This is a genomic window from Candidatus Poribacteria bacterium, from assembly GCA_026706025.1.
Lineage (GTDB): Bacteria > Poribacteria > WGA-4E > WGA-4E > WGA-3G > WGA-3G.
Window position 1 is genome coordinate 118,024 of record JAPOZO010000050.1, and the last position, 24,147, is coordinate 142,170.

Annotated in this window: 18 protein-coding genes; 2 read left to right on the top strand and 16 right to left on the bottom strand. The window is 46.4% G+C overall.

Annotation, left to right across the window (positions count from 1 at the left end):
- Positions 1-120: 120 nt before the first annotated feature.
- From argH to OXH00_10695, 5 genes are read right to left on the bottom strand one after another with little or no spacing between them, the layout of a single operon-like run.
- On the bottom strand, positions 121-1,617 hold the full coding sequence (gene argH / locus OXH00_10675) for an argininosuccinate lyase (GenBank protein MCY3741474.1): 1,497 nt from the start codon (positions 1,615-1,617) through the stop codon (positions 121-123).
- 6 nt (positions 1,618-1,623) lie between these two features.
- The gene (locus tag OXH00_10680) at positions 1,624-1,896 is read right to left on the bottom strand and encodes a hypothetical protein (GenBank protein MCY3741475.1); all 273 of its coding nucleotides are present in this window, start codon (positions 1,894-1,896) and stop codon (positions 1,624-1,626) included.
- A gap of 9 nt (positions 1,897-1,905) precedes the next feature.
- Complete coding sequence (locus OXH00_10685) at positions 1,906-2,154, bottom strand: hypothetical protein (protein MCY3741476.1); 249 nt, start codon at positions 2,152-2,154, stop codon at positions 1,906-1,908.
- 17 nt (positions 2,155-2,171) lie between these two features.
- Entirely contained in the window at positions 2,172-3,026 is an 855-nt protein-coding gene (locus OXH00_10690) for a phytanoyl-CoA dioxygenase family protein (GenBank protein ID MCY3741477.1), read from the bottom strand.
- A 44-nt stretch (positions 3,027-3,070) separates the two neighbouring features.
- Positions 3,071-3,874 carry a ThuA domain-containing protein gene (locus tag OXH00_10695; protein MCY3741478.1) on the bottom strand — a complete coding sequence of 268 codons (804 nt, stop codon included), beginning with the start codon at positions 3,872-3,874 and terminating at the stop codon, positions 3,071-3,073.
- A gap of 213 nt (positions 3,875-4,087) precedes the next feature.
- Here OXH00_10695 and OXH00_10700 point away from each other — a divergent pair, with 213 nt between their 5' ends.
- Positions 4,088-4,942 carry an amidohydrolase family protein gene (locus OXH00_10700; protein MCY3741479.1) on the top strand — a complete coding sequence of 285 codons (855 nt, stop codon included), beginning with the start codon at positions 4,088-4,090 and terminating at the stop codon, positions 4,940-4,942.
- Between the two features lie 73 nt (positions 4,943-5,015).
- Here the strand turns inward: OXH00_10700 and OXH00_10705 are convergent, their stop codons facing one another.
- Positions 5,016-7,199: a malate synthase G gene (locus tag OXH00_10705; GenBank protein ID MCY3741480.1), complete on the bottom strand. Its 2,184-nt coding sequence runs from the start codon at positions 7,197-7,199 to the stop codon at positions 5,016-5,018.
- A gap of 808 nt (positions 7,200-8,007) precedes the next feature.
- Between OXH00_10705 and OXH00_10710 the strand changes: the two genes are divergently transcribed.
- The gene (locus tag OXH00_10710) at positions 8,008-9,087 is read left to right on the top strand and encodes a Gfo/Idh/MocA family oxidoreductase (protein MCY3741481.1); all 1,080 of its coding nucleotides are present in this window, start codon (positions 8,008-8,010) and stop codon (positions 9,085-9,087) included.
- A gap of 47 nt (positions 9,088-9,134) precedes the next feature.
- Here OXH00_10710 and OXH00_10715 read toward each other — a convergent pair whose 3' ends face one another.
- The 10 genes from OXH00_10715 to OXH00_10760 all read right to left on the bottom strand — a co-directional run bounded on the left by OXH00_10715 (position 9,135) and on the right by OXH00_10760 (position 23,883).
- Positions 9,135-11,024, bottom strand: a complete 1,890-nt coding sequence (locus OXH00_10715) for a hypothetical protein (GenBank protein ID MCY3741482.1) — start codon at positions 11,022-11,024, stop codon at positions 9,135-9,137.
- 119 nt (positions 11,025-11,143) lie between these two features.
- Positions 11,144-11,917 (bottom strand): hypothetical protein, encoded by a 774-nt coding sequence (locus OXH00_10720; GenBank protein MCY3741483.1) that lies wholly within the window; start codon positions 11,915-11,917, stop codon positions 11,144-11,146.
- A gap of 119 nt (positions 11,918-12,036) precedes the next feature.
- Complete coding sequence (hflC, locus tag OXH00_10725; protein MCY3741484.1) at positions 12,037-12,999, bottom strand: protease modulator HflC; 963 nt, start codon at positions 12,997-12,999, stop codon at positions 12,037-12,039.
- An 87-nt stretch (positions 13,000-13,086) separates the two neighbouring features.
- Positions 13,087-14,055 carry an FtsH protease activity modulator HflK gene (hflK, locus tag OXH00_10730; protein MCY3741485.1) on the bottom strand — a complete coding sequence of 323 codons (969 nt, stop codon included), beginning with the start codon at positions 14,053-14,055 and terminating at the stop codon, positions 13,087-13,089.
- A gap of 223 nt (positions 14,056-14,278) precedes the next feature.
- Complete coding sequence (locus OXH00_10735) at positions 14,279-17,266, bottom strand: DEAD/DEAH box helicase family protein (GenBank protein MCY3741486.1); 2,988 nt, start codon at positions 17,264-17,266, stop codon at positions 14,279-14,281.
- Between the two features lie 82 nt (positions 17,267-17,348).
- On the bottom strand, positions 17,349-17,636 hold the full coding sequence (locus OXH00_10740; GenBank protein MCY3741487.1) for a hypothetical protein: 288 nt from the start codon (positions 17,634-17,636) through the stop codon (positions 17,349-17,351).
- Between the two features lie 221 nt (positions 17,637-17,857).
- A complete protein-coding gene (locus tag OXH00_10745; protein MCY3741488.1) occupies positions 17,858-19,075 on the bottom strand; it encodes a restriction endonuclease subunit S in 1,218 nt (405 codons plus the stop codon).
- Positions 19,076-19,197: 122 nt separating this feature from the next.
- Positions 19,198-21,630, bottom strand: a complete 2,433-nt coding sequence (locus tag OXH00_10750) for a hypothetical protein (GenBank protein MCY3741489.1) — start codon at positions 21,628-21,630, stop codon at positions 19,198-19,200.
- Positions 21,631-21,825: 195 nt separating this feature from the next.
- Positions 21,826-22,875, bottom strand: a complete 1,050-nt coding sequence (locus OXH00_10755) for a hypothetical protein (protein MCY3741490.1) — start codon at positions 22,873-22,875, stop codon at positions 21,826-21,828.
- A gap of 474 nt (positions 22,876-23,349) precedes the next feature.
- Positions 23,350-23,883 carry a hypothetical protein gene (locus OXH00_10760; protein MCY3741491.1) on the bottom strand — a complete coding sequence of 178 codons (534 nt, stop codon included), beginning with the start codon at positions 23,881-23,883 and terminating at the stop codon, positions 23,350-23,352.
- Between the last annotated feature and the right edge of the window lie 264 nt (positions 23,884-24,147).

Below are 24,147 nucleotides of genomic sequence, written 5' to 3' on the forward strand. Positions count from 1 at the left end.
CAATCTATACCAATGGTTGAGTGCAGATCTGGTATTCGGATGCTGCTGGGCAAAATCCCGCAATAGTGTGTACGGACCTGTATGCATTGATGCTTTATATTCGTTCGCTTACAATATTATCTAAACCGGCACTTCTAAAACTTCGTCAACGATTCGGAGCGTCTCTCGATGCGCGTCTCCAATTTGCGTCTGGCAATTATAGATATTTAGATCAACTGCCTCAAGTTGCGCTTCAAAATTATCTATCATCCGATGAACTTCCACGGGAGAGGTACCGCCGAGGCTCTGATTATTCTGAATCGCTGACTCTGCATCCAAAACCTGTTTCAACTGCGAAATCGGTATATCAATATTTTTTTCTTTCAAGAGTTCCTGCGTGAGTTTCCAATCCGAAAAGGTTTTTCCGCGCTGTACCAACTCACCAACAAGCCATCCGACAATCTCGTGGCACTCCCGGAAACTGATCTGATGCTCTTTAACGAGATAGTTCGCCAACTCCGTTGCGGTCGCGAAATTCGCATTCGCCAATTCAGCCATCCGGTCTGTCTGGAAATCTGTCGTTTTGAGGAGTTCCGGTAGTAGACCGAGGCACGCCTTCACAACATCGAACGCCTCCCACAGGGGCGGTTTATCCTCTTGGAAATCACGGTTATACCCCATTGGCAAACCCTTGAGGTTCGTCAACAAGTCGAGCAATGCACCGTAGACGCGTCCGGTGCGCCCGCGTGTGAGTTCGGCGATGTCTGGATTCTTCTTCTGGGGCATGATGGAACTCCCGAAACTATACGCATCATCAAGCACCGCCATCCGAAATTCATAGGTCGTCCAGTAGACAATTTCTTCGCTGATTCTTGAGAGATTTGCCATCACGAGCGATAACGCAAAAAGCACCTCGGCAATAAAATCTCGGCTGCTGATAACGTCAAGGGCGTGTTCGTGTGGTGCGTCAAAACCGAGTAGTTTCGTTGTCAATTCTCGGTCGATTGGGAAGGTCGTGCCAGCCAAGGCACATGCGCCGAGGGGGTTCATATTGGCGAGTGCATAAGCAGACTGCAGACGTTTCTGATCCCGCAAGAACATACTGACATAAGCCGTCGCCCAGAAACCGAGACTGATCGGTTGCGCGTGCTGTGTATGCGTATACCCCGGCATTACGGTGTCGGCGTGTGCTTTCGCAATTTGCAGGAAGGCTTCGCAGAGTGTGGAGAGTCCACGCTGGGTATTGAGAATCTCATCTCGGATGTAGAGATGGGCATCTACGAGTACCTGATCGTTACGGGAACGCGCTGTGTGGAGTTTACCGCCGAACTCGCGTCCTGCGTTCTCAATCAGATACGATTCAACGTTCATGTGGACATCTTCTTTATTGGGATCAAGCACAAAATCGCCGTTTTGAAAATCCTCTTCCGCTTTGTGGAGCCACCGTAAAATCTCGCGTAGATCAGCATCGGAGATGATTTTTTGCCGAGCGAGCATAATCGCGTGCGCTTGGCTCCCCCAAATATCGTATCCGATGAGGCGTGTGTCGGCTTCAATGGAGTGTGTGAAGGCTATAGTCTCTGTGGTGAGGTTTGTGCTAAAACGTCCACCCCAGAGTGTTTTTTTCGGTTTTCCCATATTCCGTCAGTTTTCCGTTTTATCAAGCAAATCAAAAACCTCTGCTGCTACTGAATTTTGATCCCATTCCGTCCAGACCCCATAGTCGTCATAAAAAATGATAGTTTCATGACGCGCCCGATATAAATCGTGAATAACCTGTTCAATATGAAGCAGCTCATCGGTGCTTAAGTTCGGCAATGCTGCGATTATTTTTTGAATTGTCCGCATTTGGTAAAAAGTCTGTTGTGGGCTGTCCCGCATGAGCTCCGAGACGACATTAGTGTCAAGAACAATCATGGTTGGTATTTAGTCAAAGCGAGGTGGTTCTCGTGCCGGTTCCCGTTGGGGTATCTCAAGTTCCACTCCACCAAAAGGTTTGAACAGTTCGTGGATCGCCGTTCCCAGATTTTGTGATGGAATTTCGTGATCAGAAGAGACATTTCGCGTCTCTGCATCTTGAAGATAAACGAGATAATCAACAGCAGATTTGAGCCTTTCGGTAGAAAGTTGTCTGATTAACGTAACTGCTTGCTGTTGTAAATCAACTTTTCGCATGATATATGTCTCCTTTGCTACGTAACTTGTGGTGGACGGCGTATTGACATCGGTTGGATAATCTTACGTTGGTCTGGGGTCAACCGCGCCAACAATTCATCTGAATGCGGATAGTCGAATCGTTCACGGACATATCTCGGAGAGTAACGATAAACGATTGATCTGCGATACCCCTCATTTGTTCGCTCCGCCGACCCGTGCGTAATCGCGTCTGTGAACATGACGACATCGCCCGCCTTGAGATAGATTTCCTGTGTCGCGAAGGCTGTCCCTGCCGGTTTCCCGGTCACACCGTCATAGACCATACCTTTCCCGTTCTGCTTTAAACGCGGGTGTATCTCTGTGCATTTATGGCTCCCTGGGACGAGTACCGGTGCGCCATCACCCGGCCCAATGTCGTTGAGTGCCATGAGAACGTTAATCTGTCCTACCATCCATTCGCCAGTATTCTCCTGCCGGAATGTCAGGTAACTCAACGGAACATGCCCACCGCAGTGGATATGAATGAAACCACCGGGGCCGCGGACATTGAGGAAATTCTCGTGGATCGAAAGCCCATTGACTTCATGGATGTATTTCCGAACAAGCCCGATCCACGCGGGATGGTCGATTAACTTCTGAAAAACATCGCCGCCCTCAATGATATTCTGGAAATTCACACCGTTCTCGATGTTGTAGGTATGCGTCTCAATATTGCCGATCCAACGTGGAATCCGTTTATCCTCTGTATTTTCTTCCCAAGGTTGTTCAACGTAAGCCCAATGTGCGTCGATCCACACGTTCATCTTATCCAGATCGTCTTTCGAGATGGCGTTCTCCAAAATGAGATAGCCTTGTAGGTCAAACAGATAATCTTGTATCTCTTGATCCATGTTCTGTCTCCTGAGCCAGTAGGTGCGGTTGAATGAAGCTGCACTTACAGATATGCGTCCAATTCCGCTTCCGTCGGTGTCGGTGTCGAGATACCGCCTTCAGGGATTTCTAACTTGGCTGTCCATACGATTGCGTTGAGAATGAGTTTACGGATCTGGTCATCTGCCCAATTGCTGTGGAGATGCCCACCAGTAAACCCGAACCCGCGCCCACCATCTGGACGCTCTACACACCATCCTAAGTGCTGCGGTTCACCATTCGCAACGGATGCGCGGACGTGCGGGTTCCCGCTATGGGGTCCGTCGGGTCTTTCAAGTGTTGATTCAGGTGCGATTGCGCTCAATAGCGGTGTCACACCCTGCATATTCTCACGGAAACGCATGTGATAATACCACTCGTCTTCGAGTGAGAACGGTTCCAACCCTTGCGTTATCGGGTGTTCAGGAAATCCGGTAAATGTTGCTGTCCAATACGGGTTGACCGAAAGATGTGTTTCAAAGTAACCGCCGATCCAGTCCAAGAAACGATCTCCGGGTTCACCTTTCGGCACTTCGACTGCATAATGCAACATCGCAAGTCCAACGCCTTGATCTATCAGTTCAGAGATCTGTTCAAGGTGCGGAATGCTAAGGTGTCGGGCACCACCATCAGAATAAACAATGATTGCATCTGTATCAGCGAAAGTTGCCGGATCCTCGGGCCAGCCCTGAGAGACCACGGCTTCCACACCTTCAACATGTTTGTTCAATAGATCCGCGAAAAGTGCGCATCCAGCGGGATGCTCATGCGAACCGCTGCCATGACTCGCGCTCCCTGCCACCATAACAATTCGAGACTTTTTCGACATATTTTACTCCTCTGTTTGGAATATCTATCAGTTTATCACATCTCACGTCTTTTTGCCAAAACTTTTTGCTAAATAGCAATCAACTGTCAGCCATTAGTACTCAGTTCCATTCGTTTTGATTAGCGTGTATACTAACCGTAAAAGAAAATATTGACAAACCTCAAAAGACGGACTAAAATAGAGGCAAACCCGATACAAAATAGGAGGACCTCAATGGAAAAATTCCCGATCGTTGACACACACGTTCATCTCTGGCACCCGGAACAGTTGCGCTATCCGTGGCTTTCGGAAGTCCCTCCCTTAAACAGACCTTACCTCCTAAAAGATTACATCGCAGCGTACGGTGCGTTAGAAATCGAATCCATCGTCTTTGTCCAATGTGATACACACCCGGATGACGGCTTGAAAGAGACAGCGTGGGTCACCTCGCTCGCGGCGGTAGAACCCCGGATTCAAGGGATCGTTGCGTGGGCACCGCTCGAAGAAGGTGAACAAGTTGCCCCATTCATCGAAAAATTGGCAGCGAATCCGCTTGTCAAAGGGATCCGCCGCCTCATCCAATCCGAAAGCATAGACTTCTGTGTCCAACCGAATTTTGTGAGCGGTGTCAAGACGCTTTCTCACTACGATTTGAGTTTTGACATCTGTATCTTCCACCCACAACTCGCCAATGCGATTCGGCTTGTCGAACAGTGCCCGCATGTCCGATTCATTTTGGATCATATCGGCAAACCGGACATCAAGCACCAACTTTTTGACCCGTGGAAAGAGGAGATCCAGGTGCTTGCGTCGTTTCCAAACGTCCACTGTAAAATATCTGGCTTGGTAACAGAGGCAAACCTTGAGGGGTGGACCCCTGCCGACTTACAACCGTATATTGAACACGTCATCAGCTGTTTCGGTTTTGAGCGTGTTATATACGGCAGTGATTGGCCCGTCTCCACACAAGCCAGTGATTATCCACACTGGGTGCAGACATTGCAGGATGCAGTATCAGGCTGCTCATCCGAGGCATTAGGCAACCTTTTCCGTGATAACGCTATTAAATTTTATCGCCTCAATGGGTAAAAAAAGAAAAGGGAAGCATGGAAGGACAGATTTTCCACCCTTCCACGCTTCCCTCTTGTAGCAATCCGTTTCATTAACTTCCTGCTTTAACCTCTCGTCGACGTGGATGTAAGACAAACTCTGTATAGCCATTCGGCAGTTCGCATCCCTTAAACACCAAGTCTAACGCCGCCTGAAACGCCACACTCTGGTCATAATTGGGTGCCATGTTTCGATAGTTTGGATCACCGGCGTTCTGTTCGTCAACGATCTGTGCCATCCGCTGGAATGTCTCGGTCACCTGCGCCTCCGTGACGATCTGGTGGTGTAGCCAATTTGCGATATGTTGACTCGAAATCCGCAGGGTCGCCCGATCCTCCATCAAGCCGACATTGTTAATATCGGGTATCTTGGAGCAGCCAATCCCTTGGTCTACCCAGCGGACGACATAACCTAAGATGCCTTGTGCGTTGTTGTCCAACTCACGCTGAATCTCATCGGATTTTAACGGGCGCGCCTTCAAGAGGGGTGGTGTTAACAGATCCGCCAAACTCGCGCGCTGCCTCGCCGCCAACTCTTTTATCCAGTTTCCAACATCAACGCGGTGGTAGTGCATCGCGTGCAGCGTTGCAGCCGTTGGCGATGGCACCCACGCCGTTGTTGCACCCGCCAGCGGATGATTCACCTTCGTTTCGACCATCTCTGCCATCTGGTCAGGTTTCGTCCACATCCCTTTTCCAATCTGTGCGGTTCCGAGCAAGGCGGTCTCAATTCCGATATCAACGTTCCAATCCTCATAAGCGAGCATCCAGGGTTCGTTGCGAATGTCCATTTTCGGAATCATCGCGCCCGCCTCCATACTGGTATGGATTTCATCGCCGGTTCTATCCAAAAAGCCAGTGTTAATAAAGACGAGTCGTTCCTGCGCGACGCGGATCGCTTCTTTGAGATTGACGGTTGTCCGCCGTTCCTCATCCATAATCCCGATTTTAATCGTATTCGTCGGCAGTCCAAGAGCGGACTCGATCCACTCAAACAACCGAATCGTCATATCGACTTCTTCGGGGCCATGGAACTTCGGCTTGACGATATAGATACTCCCCGTTTTGCTATTGGTGAGGGGACCGTCGCCTTTTAGATCATGCATTGCAGCGAAGCTCGTTACCATGGCATCAAGGATACCTTCTGGAATTTCCTCACCCTCTGCTGTTATGACGGCATCGGTGTACATGTGGAGTCCAACATTCCGAATAAGAAGTAGACTTCTGCCGGGTAATGTCAAGGTACTTCCATCGGGAGCGGTAAACGTCTTATCGGGTGCGAGGCGGCGGGTCAGCATTTCGCCATTTTTCTCGAAAGTCGTCTCCAGCGTTCCCTTCATGATACCGTTCCAGTTGCTATAGACGCGGACCTTGTCTGCCGCGTCTACTGCAGCAACAGAATCTTCGCAATCCTGAATTGTCGTGATTGCGGACTCAAGGATAACATCAAACACACCGGCAGGGTGTGCCTTCCCAACCGGATGCTCGTTGTCTATCTGTATTTCAATGTGCAGCCCGTGATTTTGGAGCAGAATCGCGCTGAGTCCAGCGTTGTTTTGGGTAAACCCTACAAATTTGCTTGGATCCGCTAAACCGACTTCACTCCCGTCCTTGAGTGTTGCGCGTAACTGTTGATCGCCATGAACAGCTTTAAGGGAAAATTCTGTAACGTCAGAGAAACTCCCGGCTTCAAGCCCTGTCATTTCATCTAAAAACTGTTCGGTGTACGCGATGACTTTCGCCCCTCGGATCGGGTTATAGGTAGCACTCCGCGTAGCACCGTCCGACTCATCAATCACATCGGTGCCGTAGAGTGCATCGTAGAGACTTCCCCAGCGCGCGTTCGCGGCATTGAGTGCATAGCGCGCGTTATCGGTCGGTACCACAAGTTGCGGACCTGAGATGAGTGAAATCTCCAAGTCAACATCCTCGGTAATCACAGTAAAATCCCGACCTTCCGGGAGTAGATAACCGATTTCAGTAAGGAACGCCGAATACGCCTGGCTGTCCAGCGGTTCATCTCTGCGCGCCAGATGCCATGCGTCGATCTGTTGCTGGAGCGTATCTCGTTTCTCCAAAAGCGATTTGTTCTCTGGTGCGAATGCCGCAACGATGTCGCCAAGTGCTCTCCAGAATGCTTCTGTTTCTACCCCCGTGCCGGGAGCAATCTCATCTCTTACGAGTGCGTACAAACCTTCATCTATTTTGAGATTCCCGATTTCAATCCGGTTTCCCATGCTATTTTCTCCATTGCGAAGTGCCGTAGGGCGTTGCTTTGAACCCATATTGCGAATGCCAATTTTCTGTCAACCGATGCGCCGTTGCAACGGTGTCCATCTGCCTCAAATCCTCATTATTATGATAGCAACACATCCTGTTTGTGTCAATCATTTTTATTAGCGCAGGATCATTTAGTTTTAAGAAATTATCCGATTTCATATCTTCTTTTACAGATCCGGTGCGGTTAGAATGCAGGTCGCATTTGGGCGAGTACGCCGCAAAACACGCACCATAGGTGTCAATTTAGTGATTTTTTGATGGCATTTTAGCATAAATGATATAAACATGCCGCCCTTACAGGGCTGAGGAAACGAGGGAAACGCGTTTCTATAAACATTGCGTCCCTACGGGACTGAAGAGGGCTTTGAGATCTTCAAGGTTTCCGCGTAGTATCCGGTTCGGTTAGGGGATTTAGTCTGGGAATAGACTAAATCCATTCCTTGTATTACATTCCGAACCTACCGGACCTGGGTCCGAGGCGGTTTTTCTCCTTAAATTGACGCTTATGGTACGCCGCAAAACACGCCCCTACCGGGCCTGGGGAAAATCGGAATTACCGATTTAAATAATTAAACTTCATGAAACCGCCCCTACCGGGCCTCTTAACCGAGTCCTGAGTCCTGATAACTAATAACTGAAAGGTTTTCGTAGAAAACCGTACTGACAACTACTATAAAATCTTGCCAACATCCTCTATAACTGATATAATACACACAGATTTAATTCATCACCTCGTAGATAAACACCGGAAAGGTAAAATCAAACATGAAAATTGGAATTATTGGTTGTGGAACCATTAGCAGTGCTTATTTTGAAGGGGCACGGAAAACCGACATCTTAGAAATCGAAGCGTGTGCTGACCTCCGAATAGAAGCGGCACAGGCGCAAGCCGAGAGATATAACTGTAAGGCATGTACTGTTGACCAATTACTCGCAGACGATGCAATTGAACTCGTTGTGAACCTCACGATTCCGAGGGCACACGTGGATGTCGGACTCCAAGTTTTGGAAGCAGGCAAACATGTCTACAGCGAAAAACCGCTCGGCGTGGATACCGAAAGCGGCAAAAAACTCATTGAAACCGCCGCTGAAAAAGGACTTCAGGTCGGTTGTGCCCCAGACACCTTTCTCGGTGCAGGCATCCAGACCTCGCGGCAGGTATTGGATTCAGGCAAGATTGGTAGACCGATCGCTGGCACGGCGTTTATGTGCGGTCATGGTCCCGAAGGTTGGCATCCGAATCCCGCCTTTTTTTACGACATCGGCGGCGGCCCGATGCTGGATATGGGACCTTACTATGTGACGGCACTCGTGAATATCCTCGGTCCCGTTAAACGCGTCGCGGCGATTACCACAAATGCATTTGAGGAACGCATCGCGACGAGCGAAGCACTAAACGGCTTACGGATTCCCGTCAAAATCACGACCCACCTCACGGGGACGCTTGAGTTTCAGAACGGTACGATTATCACAATGATTATGAGTTTCGATATGTGGCGGCACAGTCTCCCTTGCATCGAAATCTACGGTGAGACGGGTTCAATGACGGTCCCGGATCCAAACGGATTTGGCGGCCCTGTAAATGTCTGTCCGGCAGGCGGCGATTGGGAAGAGCAGGAACTCGCTTTCCCGAACAACGCTCGGATGATTGGTGCCATTGATATGGCATCGGCAATCCGTTCAGGACGGACGCATCGTGCAAACGGTGCGTTGGCATATCACGTGCTTGAGGTGATGTGCGCCTTCGACAAATCTTCGGAAACCGGCGAACACGTTGTCATCGAAAGCACGACGGAACGTCCCGAACCTGTACCCGTTGGTTTGAATGAATGGGAGGTAGATTAGATTTTTCATGCCGCGCAGTGAGAGAAAACCGTACTGACAACCAATCTCTACAAATTAATCGTAATGTAGGTCTCGACTCGGAATAGAATCGCCGCTGTGCCCCAGAAGGTTGTCACGACGAATTCACCCAACACGAGACCGAGAAAGAAGGGTGCCGCCTTCCGAAAACCGCCGATGCCGCTATGCTTGCTAATCAGCCACTTTAGCAGGAAACTCAGGAAGATCGAAAACCAGAAAAAATTCATCGTGAAGGTGCTCGTAACGGCATAGCCCGCCGAATGGAACGGCAACCACATCCATCTACCGCGTATAAAAGTGAAGAGCATCGCGACAACAGTTCCGACACTGATTGCACCAAGCACGGCTGTATCGGGGCCCGCGGGTTGGACGAGCCTTCTACCGAGCCGACTGAAGGTCTCTCTGCCTGCCCACGCTGTATAGACACCATCCTGATAGGAGACATGCAAATATGCCCAGATTGTCGCGACGATGCTGACACCGATCGCGATAATCACAGCCTTCGCGAAAGTTTTGTTTTCGATGTTGGCGCGTTCCGCTATTTTCAGACCTTCAAGATGGTGCGGCATCAACAGACAATCGTACGCGCGATTGAAAAAGTAGAGATACGCCAACCCTGTCAGATTGCTTGCCCCGAGTCGTTTTGCACCGAATACCGAATACATCATCCTATCGGGACCGGCATAATGCTGATCGTGAACGGGTGAACCGAGTTCAGCGCGCATCCGCGTAATCCCCGTCGCCAATCCGAAGAACAACCCGAAGAAGGAGGCGATCACCCACAACGACATCCCCATCTTATAGCAGAACGCGACCAGAAACACGATGCTCAACAGCATCCATACCACCGCTGCACGGTATGAGATGGGTTCATCGCTATCAGTGAGTGTAGACTGCGCGCCAAACAGCCTGCGGAAAACTTGCGTTAGGTATCGACGCGCGCTCCATACGGCAACGATGCCGATGCCGAGATACGCTCCGAAAGATTGCTCCTCCGCATACGGAAACGGTGCCGACAAACCGACTGCGCTGCCCAATACACGGAGTGCTTGCCAATAGAGATAAAAGAACCAACAGGAAAATGACAACTCTAACGGCATGAAAAACGCCAGGCCAACCGCAAATGGATAAATGCCGATCGGGAACCACGTAATCGCGTTCCATGGACGGACGGTAAAGAAATCGGCGATGTCGTAGGCACGGATCCCACTGAGCCGCGGCACCTGCGGAAACAGATAATTAATCCCGTTGAGGAGATCAATACTCGCGGCAACGCCAAACCCGATCCACATCGCCTTACTGCGGAAAAATCCGCTTCTCGGATTCGCCATCGCAAGTGGCAATTGGATCAGTGGATAACTCAATTTTTCGTTCTCTGTCCACTGCCTTCGGAAGATGAAGTTGATACTTAGCATCACCGAGAACAGCGCAGCGAGAAAGAGTCCCCACCATAACAACGGCGTGCGCCACGCTTCAAAGTGCGGATAAAATGTGGAACCGCCATCAAAGAAATTTGACAGTCCGCGTTTATCGGTAACCGATGTCCACGACGGGATATAGTGCCAAAATAGGGATTGCCAATCGTTCTCCGGTGTTGCGTATGTAAAGGCATAACTGATAATAGGAAGGAGGATCTGCACACACATGTGCCCACCGATAGCTGTCGAGAGGCACAACATGACATAGATCGTCAGGAGTTCGGCAGTGGAAAGGGAAAATTGGGGTGAGACTTTTTTCGTGAACCGATTTACAATCGTCAGTACGAACAGCAGCGTGATGGTGTTATAGAGCAGGGAGATCATCGACATGTGCGCGATGTCCCAGCGTAGCCCCATCATCTGCCACATTGCATTTACGGGTATCAACAGCAGCCCGATGCAAACCGCTTTTAAACTAAGAGGGGAGCGTTGACGTTTCACGGATAATAGTTGTCAGTACGATTTTCTCTCACTGCGAGGCATGAAAAATCTTTCAGTACTCAGTTGTCAGTTAAGCCGAACAACCAGATATCCTTCCCTTCTTCCTCACAGAGCGACTGTCACATTTTCAGATGCGCCCATTGCGTTGCGAGTTTACCCTCTGCTTCAACAGCGGCGAATTCCTCAACATGGTTTAGCAAATTCTCCATGAAAAGTTTTGCCATGTCTTTTGTATGGTCATCGTTCCCAGCGATATAGTATTTATCAGGCGCGATCGCCATCATCAGGAACTTACCTTTCCCGAATTCTGCTTCCATAATGACGGGTTGTCCCAAACTTTCCATCAATACGTCAAACCCCTTTTGAGAAGAGATGACTTCCCAGACGGTTGGCCAGCCTTGATGTCCCCAGTTTTTGAACGTTTGCTCGGTCATACGGTTGGGTTCGTTAAAGAGGGAGTGCTTGGCTTCCAAGATTTCAAAATCTGGGCTATCACGGTCGCTCCGAACACAACTTAATTCAGGCGGCAACCAATCTACATTCGCTTCGTTCTGATCTGCTTGGGTCGGTTCCCAGACGAGCCCTCCGTTTTTGACGAAATCCTGAATCACTTCTGCATTCTTGTCGAGGTTTTGGTGAAGTCCAGCATTGTTGGTTGTCATGCTTCCGATCAAGAAGACTCTATTTTCCGCCTTGAAAGGAAGTTTCCCATTTTCAAGTTCCTTGGTCAGGTCATCGTATTCAACTTTGAATTCGTCGAGTGTCTGCCGGAGTGCATCAACCTTCGTCCACTGGTCAGCAAAATCAACAACGGCAATTTTAGCGGCATCAACCGCCATTACACCGAAAACGAGATTCAAAATAGACATCCACGCGAACAAACGAGACAACATAAGCGAATCTCCTTACACGTATTTTTCCGATTTAAAGAGGTTACAGTTCTGTCCACATTTTATCCTGCTATAGAAGCGAGTGTTTTTGTTCGAGTGTTTCCCCGCGCTCGCGATGCCCTTCAACGCCCAAACAAATTGCTACTTTTCAGATACCCATAGAGATCGCTATCGGTTGTCAAGATGAGTTTTGTGCGCTCACCTGTTGTTTTTCGGTACGTCTCTAAGGTCTGAATAAAGGCGAAAAACTCTGGGTCTTGACCGTGTGCTTCGGCGTAAATCTGGATAGCCTGTGCATCCGCATCGCCTTTAATCTGCTCCGCTTGCTTATAGGCTTCAGATTGGATCCGCTGCAACTCTTTCTGTTTCTGCCCGCTGATGTCCGCAGCTTCGCCTTCGCCTTCCGATTTATATTTCTCAGAGATACGTTGCCGCTCCGAAATCATTTGGTCAAAGACTTTCTTTCGGACTTCGTCTACATAGTTGATCCGTTTTATCTGAACATCGACGAGTTCAATGCCGTATTGTGGCACGGTCTCTTGAACCTTCTCAAGGATCATGCGTGTAATCCGTTCCCTGCCGACCTGAATCTCTTCCAGAGGTTCACCAGATTGCCCCTCTTCTCCTTCGAGTACTTCCAGATCGAGGGTTAAGACGCGATTTGAATCCCGCACGACTTCAATCAAGAGTTGGGCTGTCACTAAATCCCGCGCTGCGGAATCAATGATGTCATCCAAACGGGACTGTGCAAACTGTTCTGTGCCGAGTGCTTGATAGAATTTGAGAGCATCTTTAATGCGCCACCGCGCTGTCGTATCAAGCCAGATAAACCGCTTGTCCTTTGTCGGAATCTGGTTCGGAGACCCATCCCATTCAAGTACACGTTTCTCAAAACGATGTACCTGTTGAATAAATGGGGTTTTTATTTTCAGCCCAGCGGTGATGATCGGCTGCCCGACGGGACGACCGAATTCGGTAATAACCACCTGCTCCCCTTCATAGACAGTATAGAACATCCCAGCAGCAACAGGGAGTGCTAAAATTACGATGATGATCACCGGTATAAGCATCTTTTTCGATTTCATGTTTTTAATTTTCCTTGCGGTTGGGTTAGGCGGGTTTGAAAAATGACGACCCGTCTTCACCGACTTCCAATTTTTACCTTACGGTTTTTATTCATTGAGTTGCAGAAGTGGGATAGGTGAGTTGGTTTTACCGTCAATAATATAAATCTCCTTGACGAGTGGCAAAACTTCTTGCATCGCTTCAAGATAGAGGCGGCGGCGGGTGACCTCTTTCGCCTTTTGATACTCTGATCGAATCGCCTTGAACCGATCCGCATCGCCTTGCGCTTCGTTGACGCGTTTGAGTGCGTAACCCTGTGCCTCCGAAATCTGTTGCGCCGCCAACCCTTTCGCTTTCGGGACAGATTGGTTGTAATCGCGCCAGGCTTCGTTGATCAAACGCTCCTTCTCCTGCTTCGCCTCGTTAACGGCGTTAAACGCTGCTTTCACCGTTTCAGGTGGATTGACATCTTGTAAGGTCACCGTCGCTACATCTAAACCCGTCTGATAGAGATCGAGAAGTTGCTGTAGATGTTGTTCAACTTCTGCGGCGATTTCGATACGACCGACAGTTAACACTTCAGTCACAGTCCGGTCGCCGACGATTCGGCTCATCACGGATTCTGAGAGGTCGCGCAAAGTCTGCTGCGGATTCCGGACAGAAAACAGGAAATTTTTGGGGTCTTTAATCTTATACTGCACGACCCATTCGACATCGGCGATACTCAGGTCGCCGCTCAGCATCAGGGATTCCTCTGCGAAATCGCGGGTGTCATACTGCGTACGCACGCCCGCTCTGAGCGTCCGAAAACCGAACTCCTCTTTAAAGACTTTGCGGACAGGCACGTTAATGGCTCTCTCAATGCCGAGCGGCAATTTGAAGTGGAGCCCGGGTTCGGCTTGCCGGACAGACTTCCCGAACATCAGCACAACAGCGATCTCGTCTGCCTCAACCGTATAAAAACTTGTCGCCAAACACGCGAGGATGATAATGCCGAGGATCACCATCAACACCCTTTTGGGTGTGATGAGATGCCTATAGGGTTGCTGCGTAATTAATTCTTGGAGTTCTTGCATAAGAGCTCTCCTTTTTCATTATATGTACTAATGAAGTAATCATAACGCCTTTGACAAAAACAGTCAAGCGGAAATGGTTGTCAGTCGCGCGCCGTTCACGCTGCTGAAGTCCGAACTGTGATTTATGGGATTTCCATGATAAGAAAGCCGATTACAAGTCGCTGTTAACTGACAACCAAGTAGGGACAACTGATAACTGATTGCTGATTGCTAATTATGGGTTTCAATCTCGTAATTGGGAGGCGGCGGACGATTGCTCACGATAGACTTGATAGAGTTGACGCTTGAGATCTGCGTTGACTTCCGGATTCGTTAATTTTGATAATTTCTTGTAGAGTTCCAACTTACTATTGACGAAACTCAATAAAATCTCATCAATCACATCATCAAACTTACGTATTTTGTTAGTCTCCGTATTATCTGCCTTGATCACTTTTCGGAGCTCTTCGTGCTGACAAACCTTTCGGTAAATAGTCTCAACGTCAACCTTATCTTCCGGTGTGAAATCTGTCTGATAGGCATCGTTCAGGGCGTTAATGATATTGGAGAGGAAATCCTGCTCAGGCTCCGTGCGGGGGGCGACATCGCTGCCAATTCCCGCGACCTCACTATCCTGCGCTTCAAGGAGCAGTTGTAGACTGTCATGCATTTTCTGTATGCGAAACGAATCCAAGTTCACAGACTCGATAAGACCTTGCAGGTCGGAGTGTTCCCGTTTCGGCAACTTCTTGTTGAGACTGTGCCCAAAGATATACAACTTTTCCAAGGCTACATCGGTGAAGGTAATAAGTTGTGAGATGTATCCGTAGCAGCGAATGTAACCTTGTAAGTTAGAACGAAATCCCTCCCTGTCATCTCTTTCGAGTGCTGCCCACCTCTCGACGACCTCATCAAGAACGCCTTGTAGAAGTTCGTCAGGTTTATCAGCATCATAAAAGACTTCACAGAATTCGTTGAGAGTCTCCTCATTGTAGAGGTCAAAACCCTCCAGTTGGCTTTGTAGGTCATACAACCGATTCGGGTCGGTTTCCTCTGGAAGCGTCGCGGTCTGATAGTATTGTTGGAATGCGGCTTGTATCTGGTCAGGTTCATTCACGAAATCGAGTACCAGCGTATCCGTCTTACCGGTAGCGACACGGTTCAGACGGCTCAAGGTCTGAACACATTGTAGTCCATCTAACCGCTTATCAACGTACATCGTGTGTAGCATCGGCTCATCGAAACCTGTCTGGAACTTGTTGGCGACAATTAGAATCCGATACTGCGGCTCCTTGAAGCTATCGGCAATTGAGGTGCTTGGTGGTAACGCATTCATCCCGTTTTCCGTGTAGTCCTGCCCGTTGTCGGTGTCGTGCACGGTGTCGCTAAACGCCACCAGACAGCCGTAGGGCAGCCCCATTTCTTTCATCTGTCTGTCGAATTCCTGCTTGTATCTGACGCAGTGCAGTCGGGACGATGTAACCAGCATTGCGCGTCCCTTCCCGCCAATTGTCTTTTCGGTGCGGGCGGTGAAGTGTTCCAGCATAATCCGGGTCTTAGTCTCAATGCTGTGGGGTTGCAGGTCAACGTAGTTGGTTAGTGTCCGGAGTGTCCGCGCCTTCTCGTACTCTTTATCCTCCGGCACACTCTTGACGAGTTCAAAATATCGCTTAAAGGTGGTGTAGTTCTGCAGCACGTCCAGTGTGAAGCCTTCGCTGATGCTCTGGCGCATTGAATAGGTGTCGAATGGGGTAAATATACCTTCTTCGTTTTTCCGTCCGAACAGTTCTAAGGTCTTGTTTTTCGGTGTGCCGCTGAAACCGAAGTAGGAGATATGATCCTGCATCCTGCGCTGTTCCATCTGTTGAAGGATTTTAGTATCTATATCTGATTCTACCTGATCGGGGTCATCATCATCTATGTCTTCCTCAATCCCTTTTGAAAGCGAAACTCTGAGGTTTTTTGCTGCTTCACCGCTCTGTGAGGAGTGTGCTTCGTCGATAATCACAGCAAATTTCTTGCTTTTGAGTTTGCCGATCTGTTCGGCAATCACGCTAAATTTCTGAATCGTCGAGATGATGATGTCTTTGCCAGATTCAAGGAAACCCCTGAGTTGCACTGAATTCTTGTCAACAGCATGAACCACACCTTCAACCTGTCCTACCTGCTTAATTGTGTCCTGAAGCTGCTTGTCAAGTATCAGTCGATCTGTCACAACGATGATGGAATCGAAAATCCGATTGGTATGGGTCTCGGAACGGTACAGATGCGTCAGCAGGTGCGCCAACCATGCGATGGAGTTCGACTTCCCGCTCCCTGTAGTGTGTTGGATAAGGTAGTTATTTCCAACTCCCTCTTTCTTGATAGCCTTCTCCAATTGATGAATCACATCAAGTTGATGGTATCGCGGGAAAACGAGGACACGGGATTTTTCATCTCTCACCGCACTAATCTTGTCGTCGTAGACCTTTTCTACAGTTTCCTGCTCATGGATAAAGTTGTTGATTAACGCCATCAGGTTATCGGGGTGTAGGATGTCCTCCCAGAGGTAAGCGGTTTTGTGACTGTCCGGGTTCACAGGGTTTTCGATACCCTTGTTAAACGGAAAGAAGCGTGTCTTGCCTCCCAGCAAGTGCGTTGTCATGGAAATTTTCTCGTTGCCCACGGCAAAGTGAACCAGACACCGCTTGAATCGGAACAAGGGTTCCCTCGTATCCCGGGACGTACAGTACTGCTTCTCCGCATCCGTGAAGACCTGCCCGGTGAGGCTGTTCTTGAGCTCCATCGTCACCAGTGGCAGACCGTTGAGAAACAGCACCATATCCAGCGATTTCTCGTTCTTCTCTGAATAATGTAGTTGCCGAACCAGAGTAAATCGGTTCTGATCGTAGAGTTCTTTGTGCTTGGGGTTCATGCCGCTCGACGGACGGAAGTAGGTCAAATCAAAGGCGCATCCGCGATCCTTAATGCCTTTCCGTAGCACGTCCAGCACGCCTCGACTCTTAACCTGATTGCTGATACGAAGCATGAGTTTCTGCGGTGTGTCTTCCTTGTACTGACGTTCCAGTTTCTGATAGGCTTCGAGTTGCGTCATCTGAATAAACCGTAGCGTCTCATTGGGTATCAGGCAGAGGGGTTTATTATAATGGGGAGATTGTAATGACCGGTAGCCCGACTGATTCAGATGTGCTTCGATGTGATCTTCAAATCTTTGTTCTGTATACGTCGGCATGGTCTAAACCTTGTTAAGCAGATGAAGGTTGCTGCTGCATCATAGGGTCCCGTAACTCCGAGTTATCATCCTATCAATTGCTTCAGGTCGACTTCAAGGAGGAATGCGTATCTATTTCCTCTAAACTTTGCGCGGTCATGGCTTGTTCTAAGAGTGTGTCGAGGCGTGTTAGGTTGTGGATGTTGCGGATTTCACGTGAAAGCGTTTCCGGCACGTTCTGAAATTGGAGCTGCAGGAGTTTGAGGACTGCGTCCTGTATACCTTCCACTTTACCTTCCACTTTACCTTCCACTTTACCTTCCGCTTTACCTTGTTCGATGCCTTCCGCTTTGCCTTGTTCGATGAGAAATTCGGCTGTTGTCTGTGCCATTGTTTCTAACTCCTTTGGGTCTTGAAAAGTATAACATAGAAACACCAAAAAATCAACGTTATATAGCGAAATGCTGCGACAGGCTGCGATAGGCTGCGAATTTTTCAGGGTTTTTTGAAAATACATAACATATATTAAGTATTAACACCTGCGAAAAGGACAACAGAAAAAACGGACAATTGAGTACCCCTGTATCGCACGCCGAATGAAAAAAATAGGGGCTAAACTTCGTTTCGGACATCTATCTTGCCGGTCACTGCTTCGGAGATGAGGGATTGACGGTATTCTTTGAGGCGTTCAATCTTTCGCTGCTCTGCGGCTATCAGTTCGTCAATCTGCTCGGTTTTGTCGTCAAGGAAGTTAGCGATTTGGAGTTTCTCCTGATCTAAAGGTATAGGGATTTTTGTATTCAGAATATCATCAACAGCCGTTCGCGGCATTTTTGCCCCGTAAGATATAGAATCGCAGTATTCAATGAAGCAATTGGATAGCATCAAATAGAAAAGATATTTATTCATACATTGTAAAGTAGGTCTTATGACTATCATTTCACCAAGAGAGTACCCATCACATTTTGCAAAGACTACTTTGCTAAGATAGACACGAATTTTGTTAAATAGCACATCCCCATCTTGAAATTTCACACCAACTGCATCGTAAGAACTATAAAAATCGAGGACTTTGCCGGTTTCCGATTCAACATTTTCAGGTGAAATTTTTATGGCATCTGTCTCAGGAGTAGATTTTTCACTTACAAGAGTTGCAACGTGTTTTATTTTCTCTATTTTCCAATGTGCTGGTATCTCGCCAATCCATTCCACATCCGACGGTTTCATTCCCACATTCGGGTCAAGTCCCTTTGTCACAGCCTTATTTATCAGTGTAGTGCGTTGTTCCTGCAGCAGTTCTATCTGTCGTTCTTTGATGCGGATGAGTTCGTCGATTTGTTCGGTTTTGCGGTCGAGGAAGGTGGCGATTTGGGTTTGTGTTTGAAGTGGAGGCACACAAACATTGATACTTGCAAAAGTTGATTTATTTACAATAGGAGTTGTTGCTTTATTCGCTACACTATGAAGGACATCTGTTTTGGTTATAAGGAGATAATAGACAAAATATGGATTGTGTTTGTTTTCATTCACCACAATACTGTTTATTTGTTGATTCGTCACACTGGGAACGGTTGTCATGCAAATCTTGCCGATGCTTGCAATACAGGTAACACAAACAGCATTTGGAGGAAGCAAGCGATTTTTATTATATTCATAGCCTTCCTGGGACAAAAAGCGTTCAGTTTGAACGGTGCGAGAATCTATAGTTATGTCCGTCGGGGTAATAAAGGGATAGACATCACCAAAGTACTCCGCGTTCTTTGTTGGTGGAGTATATCCCGTGACGACCTCTCCCAAATTACCAACAGTTATGTTACGCCATGAACTCATACCGCCCCCTTCAAACTATCACCATTCTCTTTATATTCAGGATAACGCTTCATAATTCTACACGTCCTCGCAGTAAGTTTTTACTTTCCTTCTCGAGGACCAACATCTTATCAGCAACTGTTTTAGGTTTTTGACTGTGTTAACCTTTTTCTCTTTGCTTCACGTTCTCGCATTTTTTTCATTATAACCGAGTCATACGATGGCATTCCCAAATATAGTTGTTGTGTGAGATTAGCAAAGACCCTTAGATTCTCAGTTCTTACCCATCCCGAACCTATGAAGTTTTTGTGTTTCCCTCCTTTTTCCTTCCATGATTCTTCTAAAGACATTTCCGCGAACAATTCTGTGCCTGTAAGCACTATCACCGGGGCACGCGTCTGCTTTCTGTCCTTATCATACCTTCGTCCCCATTGTGCTAATTTTCTGATACGGTTAATTTCCTTCTGAGAAAGCTTATCTTTCATCGTAGCAAACACTAATGTGGAGCCCGGAAACGCTTCTGCCAATAATTTCATTTTATTAACATCGTCTGGTGTAAAGGCTTCCTCACCGAAACTTTTAGTTTCGCCAAACACCATCTCAGTAGGATAATTAAGTGCTAATGTCTCTTCGCGCTGATACCATAACATAAAATCAACTTCTACTTTCTCACCCATGGGTAACGTCAACTCTTGACCAGACGACCAAGCCACCTTTGATCCACCTGTTCTGCCTATAATGCTTGCAAAGAAAAGAATTCCCAAGGCTGCTGCATACCCTCCTCCAGCGTAGTCAGGCAGAGCAAACGGTCCCATTAGGCGATAAGCCCATCTGGCATGTTTGCCACCTATGGGATTAGTGATAGGAAAATCAAATTGCTTTAAGCAGAAACTACAGGTTAATAAGTAATCAAGCTGCGTAATTGAATACCAACTCCACTTGCTGCACTTACTACATTTTAGTTCTAATCCGAGCTCAACAACCTTTCGTTCCACCAAATTCTCAAAAATTCTCTTTTTCCAATTCTTGTTACCGATTGCATTACCAATCTTGTTCTCAAATTCTTTATAATGGGCGGTTTTGGTAATGGACCTTCTTGATATTTCATTGAGCAACTCAATAACACCCTTATGGGCTATGCAGCTGACCCCTGCACTGCCTCCCAAGGTCTCAATTATCTGCTGTGTTGCGCTACCTGCATCAGAAAGGGTAGCAGACGCTTGTTTGCCATTAAGCCATTGATTAAATGCAGTGGTTCCATCAACTAAGTCCCATTGCTCGGAAGAATCCCTATATTTAGGGAAAATAACCAACCCTTCGGTAGTCGGTAGAAGTGGTTCCATTCTGAATCTGAATTTGGGAAAAATGGGGTTTCTATAATCGCACGGAAAAACTGTCGTTATCTGATCTGCATAACCCCAGTCTTGTAACCTGACAACATTTGCCACACGATATTGATTGCCATATTCATTGGCAAATTCTGGAAAAAGGGTATCAAATCGAATTTCAGGATTATCCCTGCTGATCTGTACATCCATGTTTTTTTTCTCAGCTTCCAAGGTTGGACGTGTGGTTCTAAATATCTTTTCTGATTTTTTGCCCCAAATAGATGGGTACCACGTTTGTATTGTGTTAGCACCCTTTTTATCAACACGAAGGTAATTCCTATGTATTTCTTCTATGTCATCCTCAGGTATAGAACGTGAGTACATTGAGGTAAGACTGAGCCTAATTTTTTCTGCATCACCGCGTAGAGAGTGATAATTATCCAGAATGAGTTTCTTACAAAACGGTGAAAGCTCCTTAATCCATTGAATAGGAACTGGGAGAACATGTTCATGTACCGCACGTAAATTCCAGAAATCAACAAGGTCTCTCGATTTTTTTGCGTCTAATATGAATAGTCTGATATCTCCAAGATCATGAAAATCTATCCGAAGTTTTGCACAACATATCCCTACAGCAGAACTATATCCAGATTGATACAATTCTGAGAGCACAGCAGCATCTAATAATTTATGCTCCGGGTTGAATACACCTTTGTAATTATGTTCAAAATACCCAAGTCCTTCTTGAGTTGGAAAGCTGCCGAAATTAGCAGCAACAAAACCCACAAAAGCACGCTCTTTTGGCTCGACATGGACCATATTGCGTTGATGACGAAGTTCAAAACGAAATTCTTCCTGATACAACTCCGAATATAGATCATGAACGCTCAAACCGAATTTATTCCAACGTTCTTCTTCTGATTTTTCCAGAATATCTGAAAGTTGTAGTACCCTCTCTGAATCATAACCGAATCCATCCGCTAACCCTTCCTCTGCCTCAACAAGGAAATCGGGTTCAAAGAAATCAAGATAACCGTTGATAATTTGCTTAGCGTTTTCAAAACGAAAACCGTGTCTTTCCCACCAAGATGGTACGCGGTTAAAAAAAGGGATAATAGGGTTGAATATACCGCCCCACAAACATGTATTGATACGAAAAATCTCAATTATCTTTTTCTTATCATCCGGACGAACCAAAAATCCAAACCGAATGGGTCGAAGGCGTATATCAACACGAATATTGTTCACTTAATCCACCTGACTCTTGTTCTTATACTAAGGATAACGCAAGTTACCACCTTTTATACACATAGCACTCTACGGGGTGCAGCCGCGTGAATATGCCGTTTTCTATAGACGTACCCCCCTGTGGGGTGGGAAAGTGCGTGAAAAACCTCGTCAAAGCACCTAAAATTCGTTAGTAGTAACTTGGGGTAAAGATAGTTAGAAAAACTCTTTCAAACCACTTATTACCGTTGTAATTATGAATATCCAACGGTATCCAGGCTCGGTTAAAAGCGTTGGATTTAAAGAAAAGATAAAAAATATAACAAGACCTGCTATGCCCACGGTTAATTTGACTTTTTCCAATACACTTCTTCTTCTGTAGAATAGTTTTTGCTTGATGTCTATAAGAAAACGGTATTTTCCTTGTAATCTAAACCATACTTCTTTTAGATAATTTATTTTTACTTTTTTATATACACTTAATCTTACATCCGTGTCTTCTAGCGTATTATCTATTTTTGAAGGGTACGATTTGTTTTTGAAGTCCTCTATAGTAAGTGGTTGGTTTTTACACCTAATAAGATTGTAATACTTCCCTATATATTCTGGTTCCGGTTCAGTTTCTGGTTCGGGATAAGAAAATTGGATTAATTCCCCTACTCTTAAATCCATCATACGGCAAATTGTTATTAATGATGCAAATCTTTTACTCCTTTTTTTAATATAAGATACCTCCTCGAATTTTCGTGCTTCCTCCGTTGAACGCACTCCTATTGTCGTAAAGCAAGACGTTTTTATTTTTAAATTAGAGTGTTTAACAGAAATAATTTCTGCCTCTATTAAAAAATCATAAAGACTAGGCTGAAGATCTTTTGCTTCTCTATAGGGGCTCGTTATTTTTTTACAATGACCATACATTGGTGTGGTACCAGATTGTAAACGGGTAATTTTGAGAATTTTCGCTGTGTACTCCATCATTACCTTCTTTTGTTCGTTTTTATCTTTAGGCAAACAATCTATATCCGAATCTTCAGCTTTTTTAAATTTGCTAAAATGTGTTGTGAATGTATTCTGATATGTGCGACCATCTATTGATCTATTTAGAGTTATTACTCTAATACTCGTACCATCAGATGTTGATAAATACGCGTCCACGTGCCCAACTTCATTATGAGAGTTATTTTCATTGAAACAAATAACTTTGGTGCCAAGTGGAAATTCATTCATAACCTGTCCCAGCTCTTCCATATATTCTTTCGTATTCATCTTATTTTCCTCTTTAGTTTCGTACGTTTTCTTACAATGAAGGTTTTTCAGATACTACCTTTTTCTTAGGCTTTTCGACTGTGTACTGCCATCGGATGAAGTGCCATCGCTTATTCAGACCACAAAATTAGCAAAGTTAAGACAAGTTTTTTTACTCAAATTCGACCGGTGTCAATACCGTAACGCTGAGTGAGGGTGTTTCTTGTATTCGATAGGCCTTTTTCGCTAAACGCTGTTATAGACATTCTTAAGAAATCCGCAGAAACACCCTATCAAAGACCCCAAGGAAATAAACCCTACGGGACTGAAGAGGGTTTTGAAGTCTTCAAGGGTTCCGCAGAGTATCCGGTTCGGTTAGGGGATTTAGTCTGGGAATAGACTAAATCCATTCCTTGTATTACATTCCGAACCTACCGGGCCTGGGTCTGAGACGGTTGTTTTTCTTAAATTGACACTTATGATTGTGTTTTGTAGTTATGAAGGATCGTCCATTTTTGGCGAAGGTATTGATTCTTGAGAGTTGTTATTATTAGGATTTGGTGGCGGCGGGTCGTTAAAGGGGAGTCCTTTTTCTGCTGCTACCTGTCTTCGTTTTTCCCAATCTGCGTGCCAAGCACGATATATCTCGGCTTTGGCTTGCTCAATAACTTTTGCAATGCCCTGCTCAATACCCATTACGATGCCCTGTTCAATAGTTTTATCAGTGTCTTTTGCAATGTCTTGCTCAACACCTATTGCTTTAGCTTGCTGAATAACTTTTTCAATGTCTTTTGCAATGCCCTTCTGAATAATTTTTGCTTTGGCTTGCTCAATAACTTTTTCAATGTCTTTGGCAATGTCTCGCTCAATATCTATTGCAATGCCCTGTTCAACAATTTTTGCAATATTTTTTATAATGTCTTGCTGAATAACTTTTGTTTTGCCTATTATTCTGCCTTCCTCAAATCCTACTGCAAAGCCTTGCTCAAAGCCTTTTTCAAAAAGCGTTTCTGCTGTTGATTTTATCATATTATTTTCCTCTGAGTGCTGTCCATTCAACTTGGATTCTAACACATTGGACGTTACAATACAAGTTAACATGAGTATAGAAAAAATGCAGTTCCTGTAGGTTGGGTTGAACGGAGACCACCAAAACCGTGAAAATCATAGAAAAACACAACTTTCTCCAGATACACCACATCCATCAGAGACCGAGTGAAACCCAACGCTTTGGCTTTGAAGTCTCCTGGACGCTGGGCGCGTAAAGTTGGGTTTCACTCCATTCGTGGATAG

Coding starts and splice junctions, on each gene's coding strand:
- OXH00_10760 (MCY3741491.1), bottom strand. CDS start 23,883: ATGATAAAATCAACAGCAGAAACGCTTTTTGAAAAAGGCTTTGAGCAA.
- OXH00_10705 (MCY3741480.1), bottom strand. CDS start 7,199: ATGGGAAACCGGATTGAAATCGGGAATCTCAAAATAGATGAAGGTTTG.
- OXH00_10680 (MCY3741475.1), bottom strand. CDS start 1,896: ATGATTGTTCTTGACACTAATGTCGTCTCGGAGCTCATGCGGGACAGC.
- argH (MCY3741474.1), bottom strand. CDS start 1,617: ATGGGAAAACCGAAAAAAACACTCTGGGGTGGACGTTTTAGCACAAAC.
- OXH00_10700 (MCY3741479.1), top strand. CDS start 4,088: ATGGAAAAATTCCCGATCGTTGACACACACGTTCATCTCTGGCACCCG.
- OXH00_10685 (MCY3741476.1), bottom strand. CDS start 2,154: ATGCGAAAAGTTGATTTACAACAGCAAGCAGTTACGTTAATCAGACAA.
- OXH00_10745 (MCY3741488.1), bottom strand. CDS start 19,075: ATGAGTTCATGGCGTAACATAACTGTTGGTAATTTGGGAGAGGTCGTC.
- OXH00_10755 (MCY3741490.1), bottom strand. CDS start 22,875: ATGAATACGAAAGAATATATGGAAGAGCTGGGACAGGTTATGAATGAA.
- OXH00_10740 (MCY3741487.1), bottom strand. CDS start 17,636: ATGGCACAGACAACAGCCGAATTTCTCATCGAACAAGGCAAAGCGGAA.
- hflK (MCY3741485.1), bottom strand. CDS start 14,055: ATGCAAGAACTCCAAGAATTAATTACGCAGCAACCCTATAGGCATCTC.
- OXH00_10690 (MCY3741477.1), bottom strand. CDS start 3,026: ATGGATCAAGAGATACAAGATTATCTGTTTGACCTACAAGGCTATCTC.
- hflC (MCY3741484.1), bottom strand. CDS start 12,999: ATGAAATCGAAAAAGATGCTTATACCGGTGATCATCATCGTAATTTTA.
- OXH00_10710 (MCY3741481.1), top strand. CDS start 8,008: ATGAAAATTGGAATTATTGGTTGTGGAACCATTAGCAGTGCTTATTTT.
- OXH00_10735 (MCY3741486.1), bottom strand. CDS start 17,266: ATGCCGACGTATACAGAACAAAGATTTGAAGATCACATCGAAGCACAT.
- OXH00_10720 (MCY3741483.1), bottom strand. CDS start 11,917: ATGTTGTCTCGTTTGTTCGCGTGGATGTCTATTTTGAATCTCGTTTTC.
- OXH00_10695 (MCY3741478.1), bottom strand. CDS start 3,874: ATGTCGAAAAAGTCTCGAATTGTTATGGTGGCAGGGAGCGCGAGTCAT.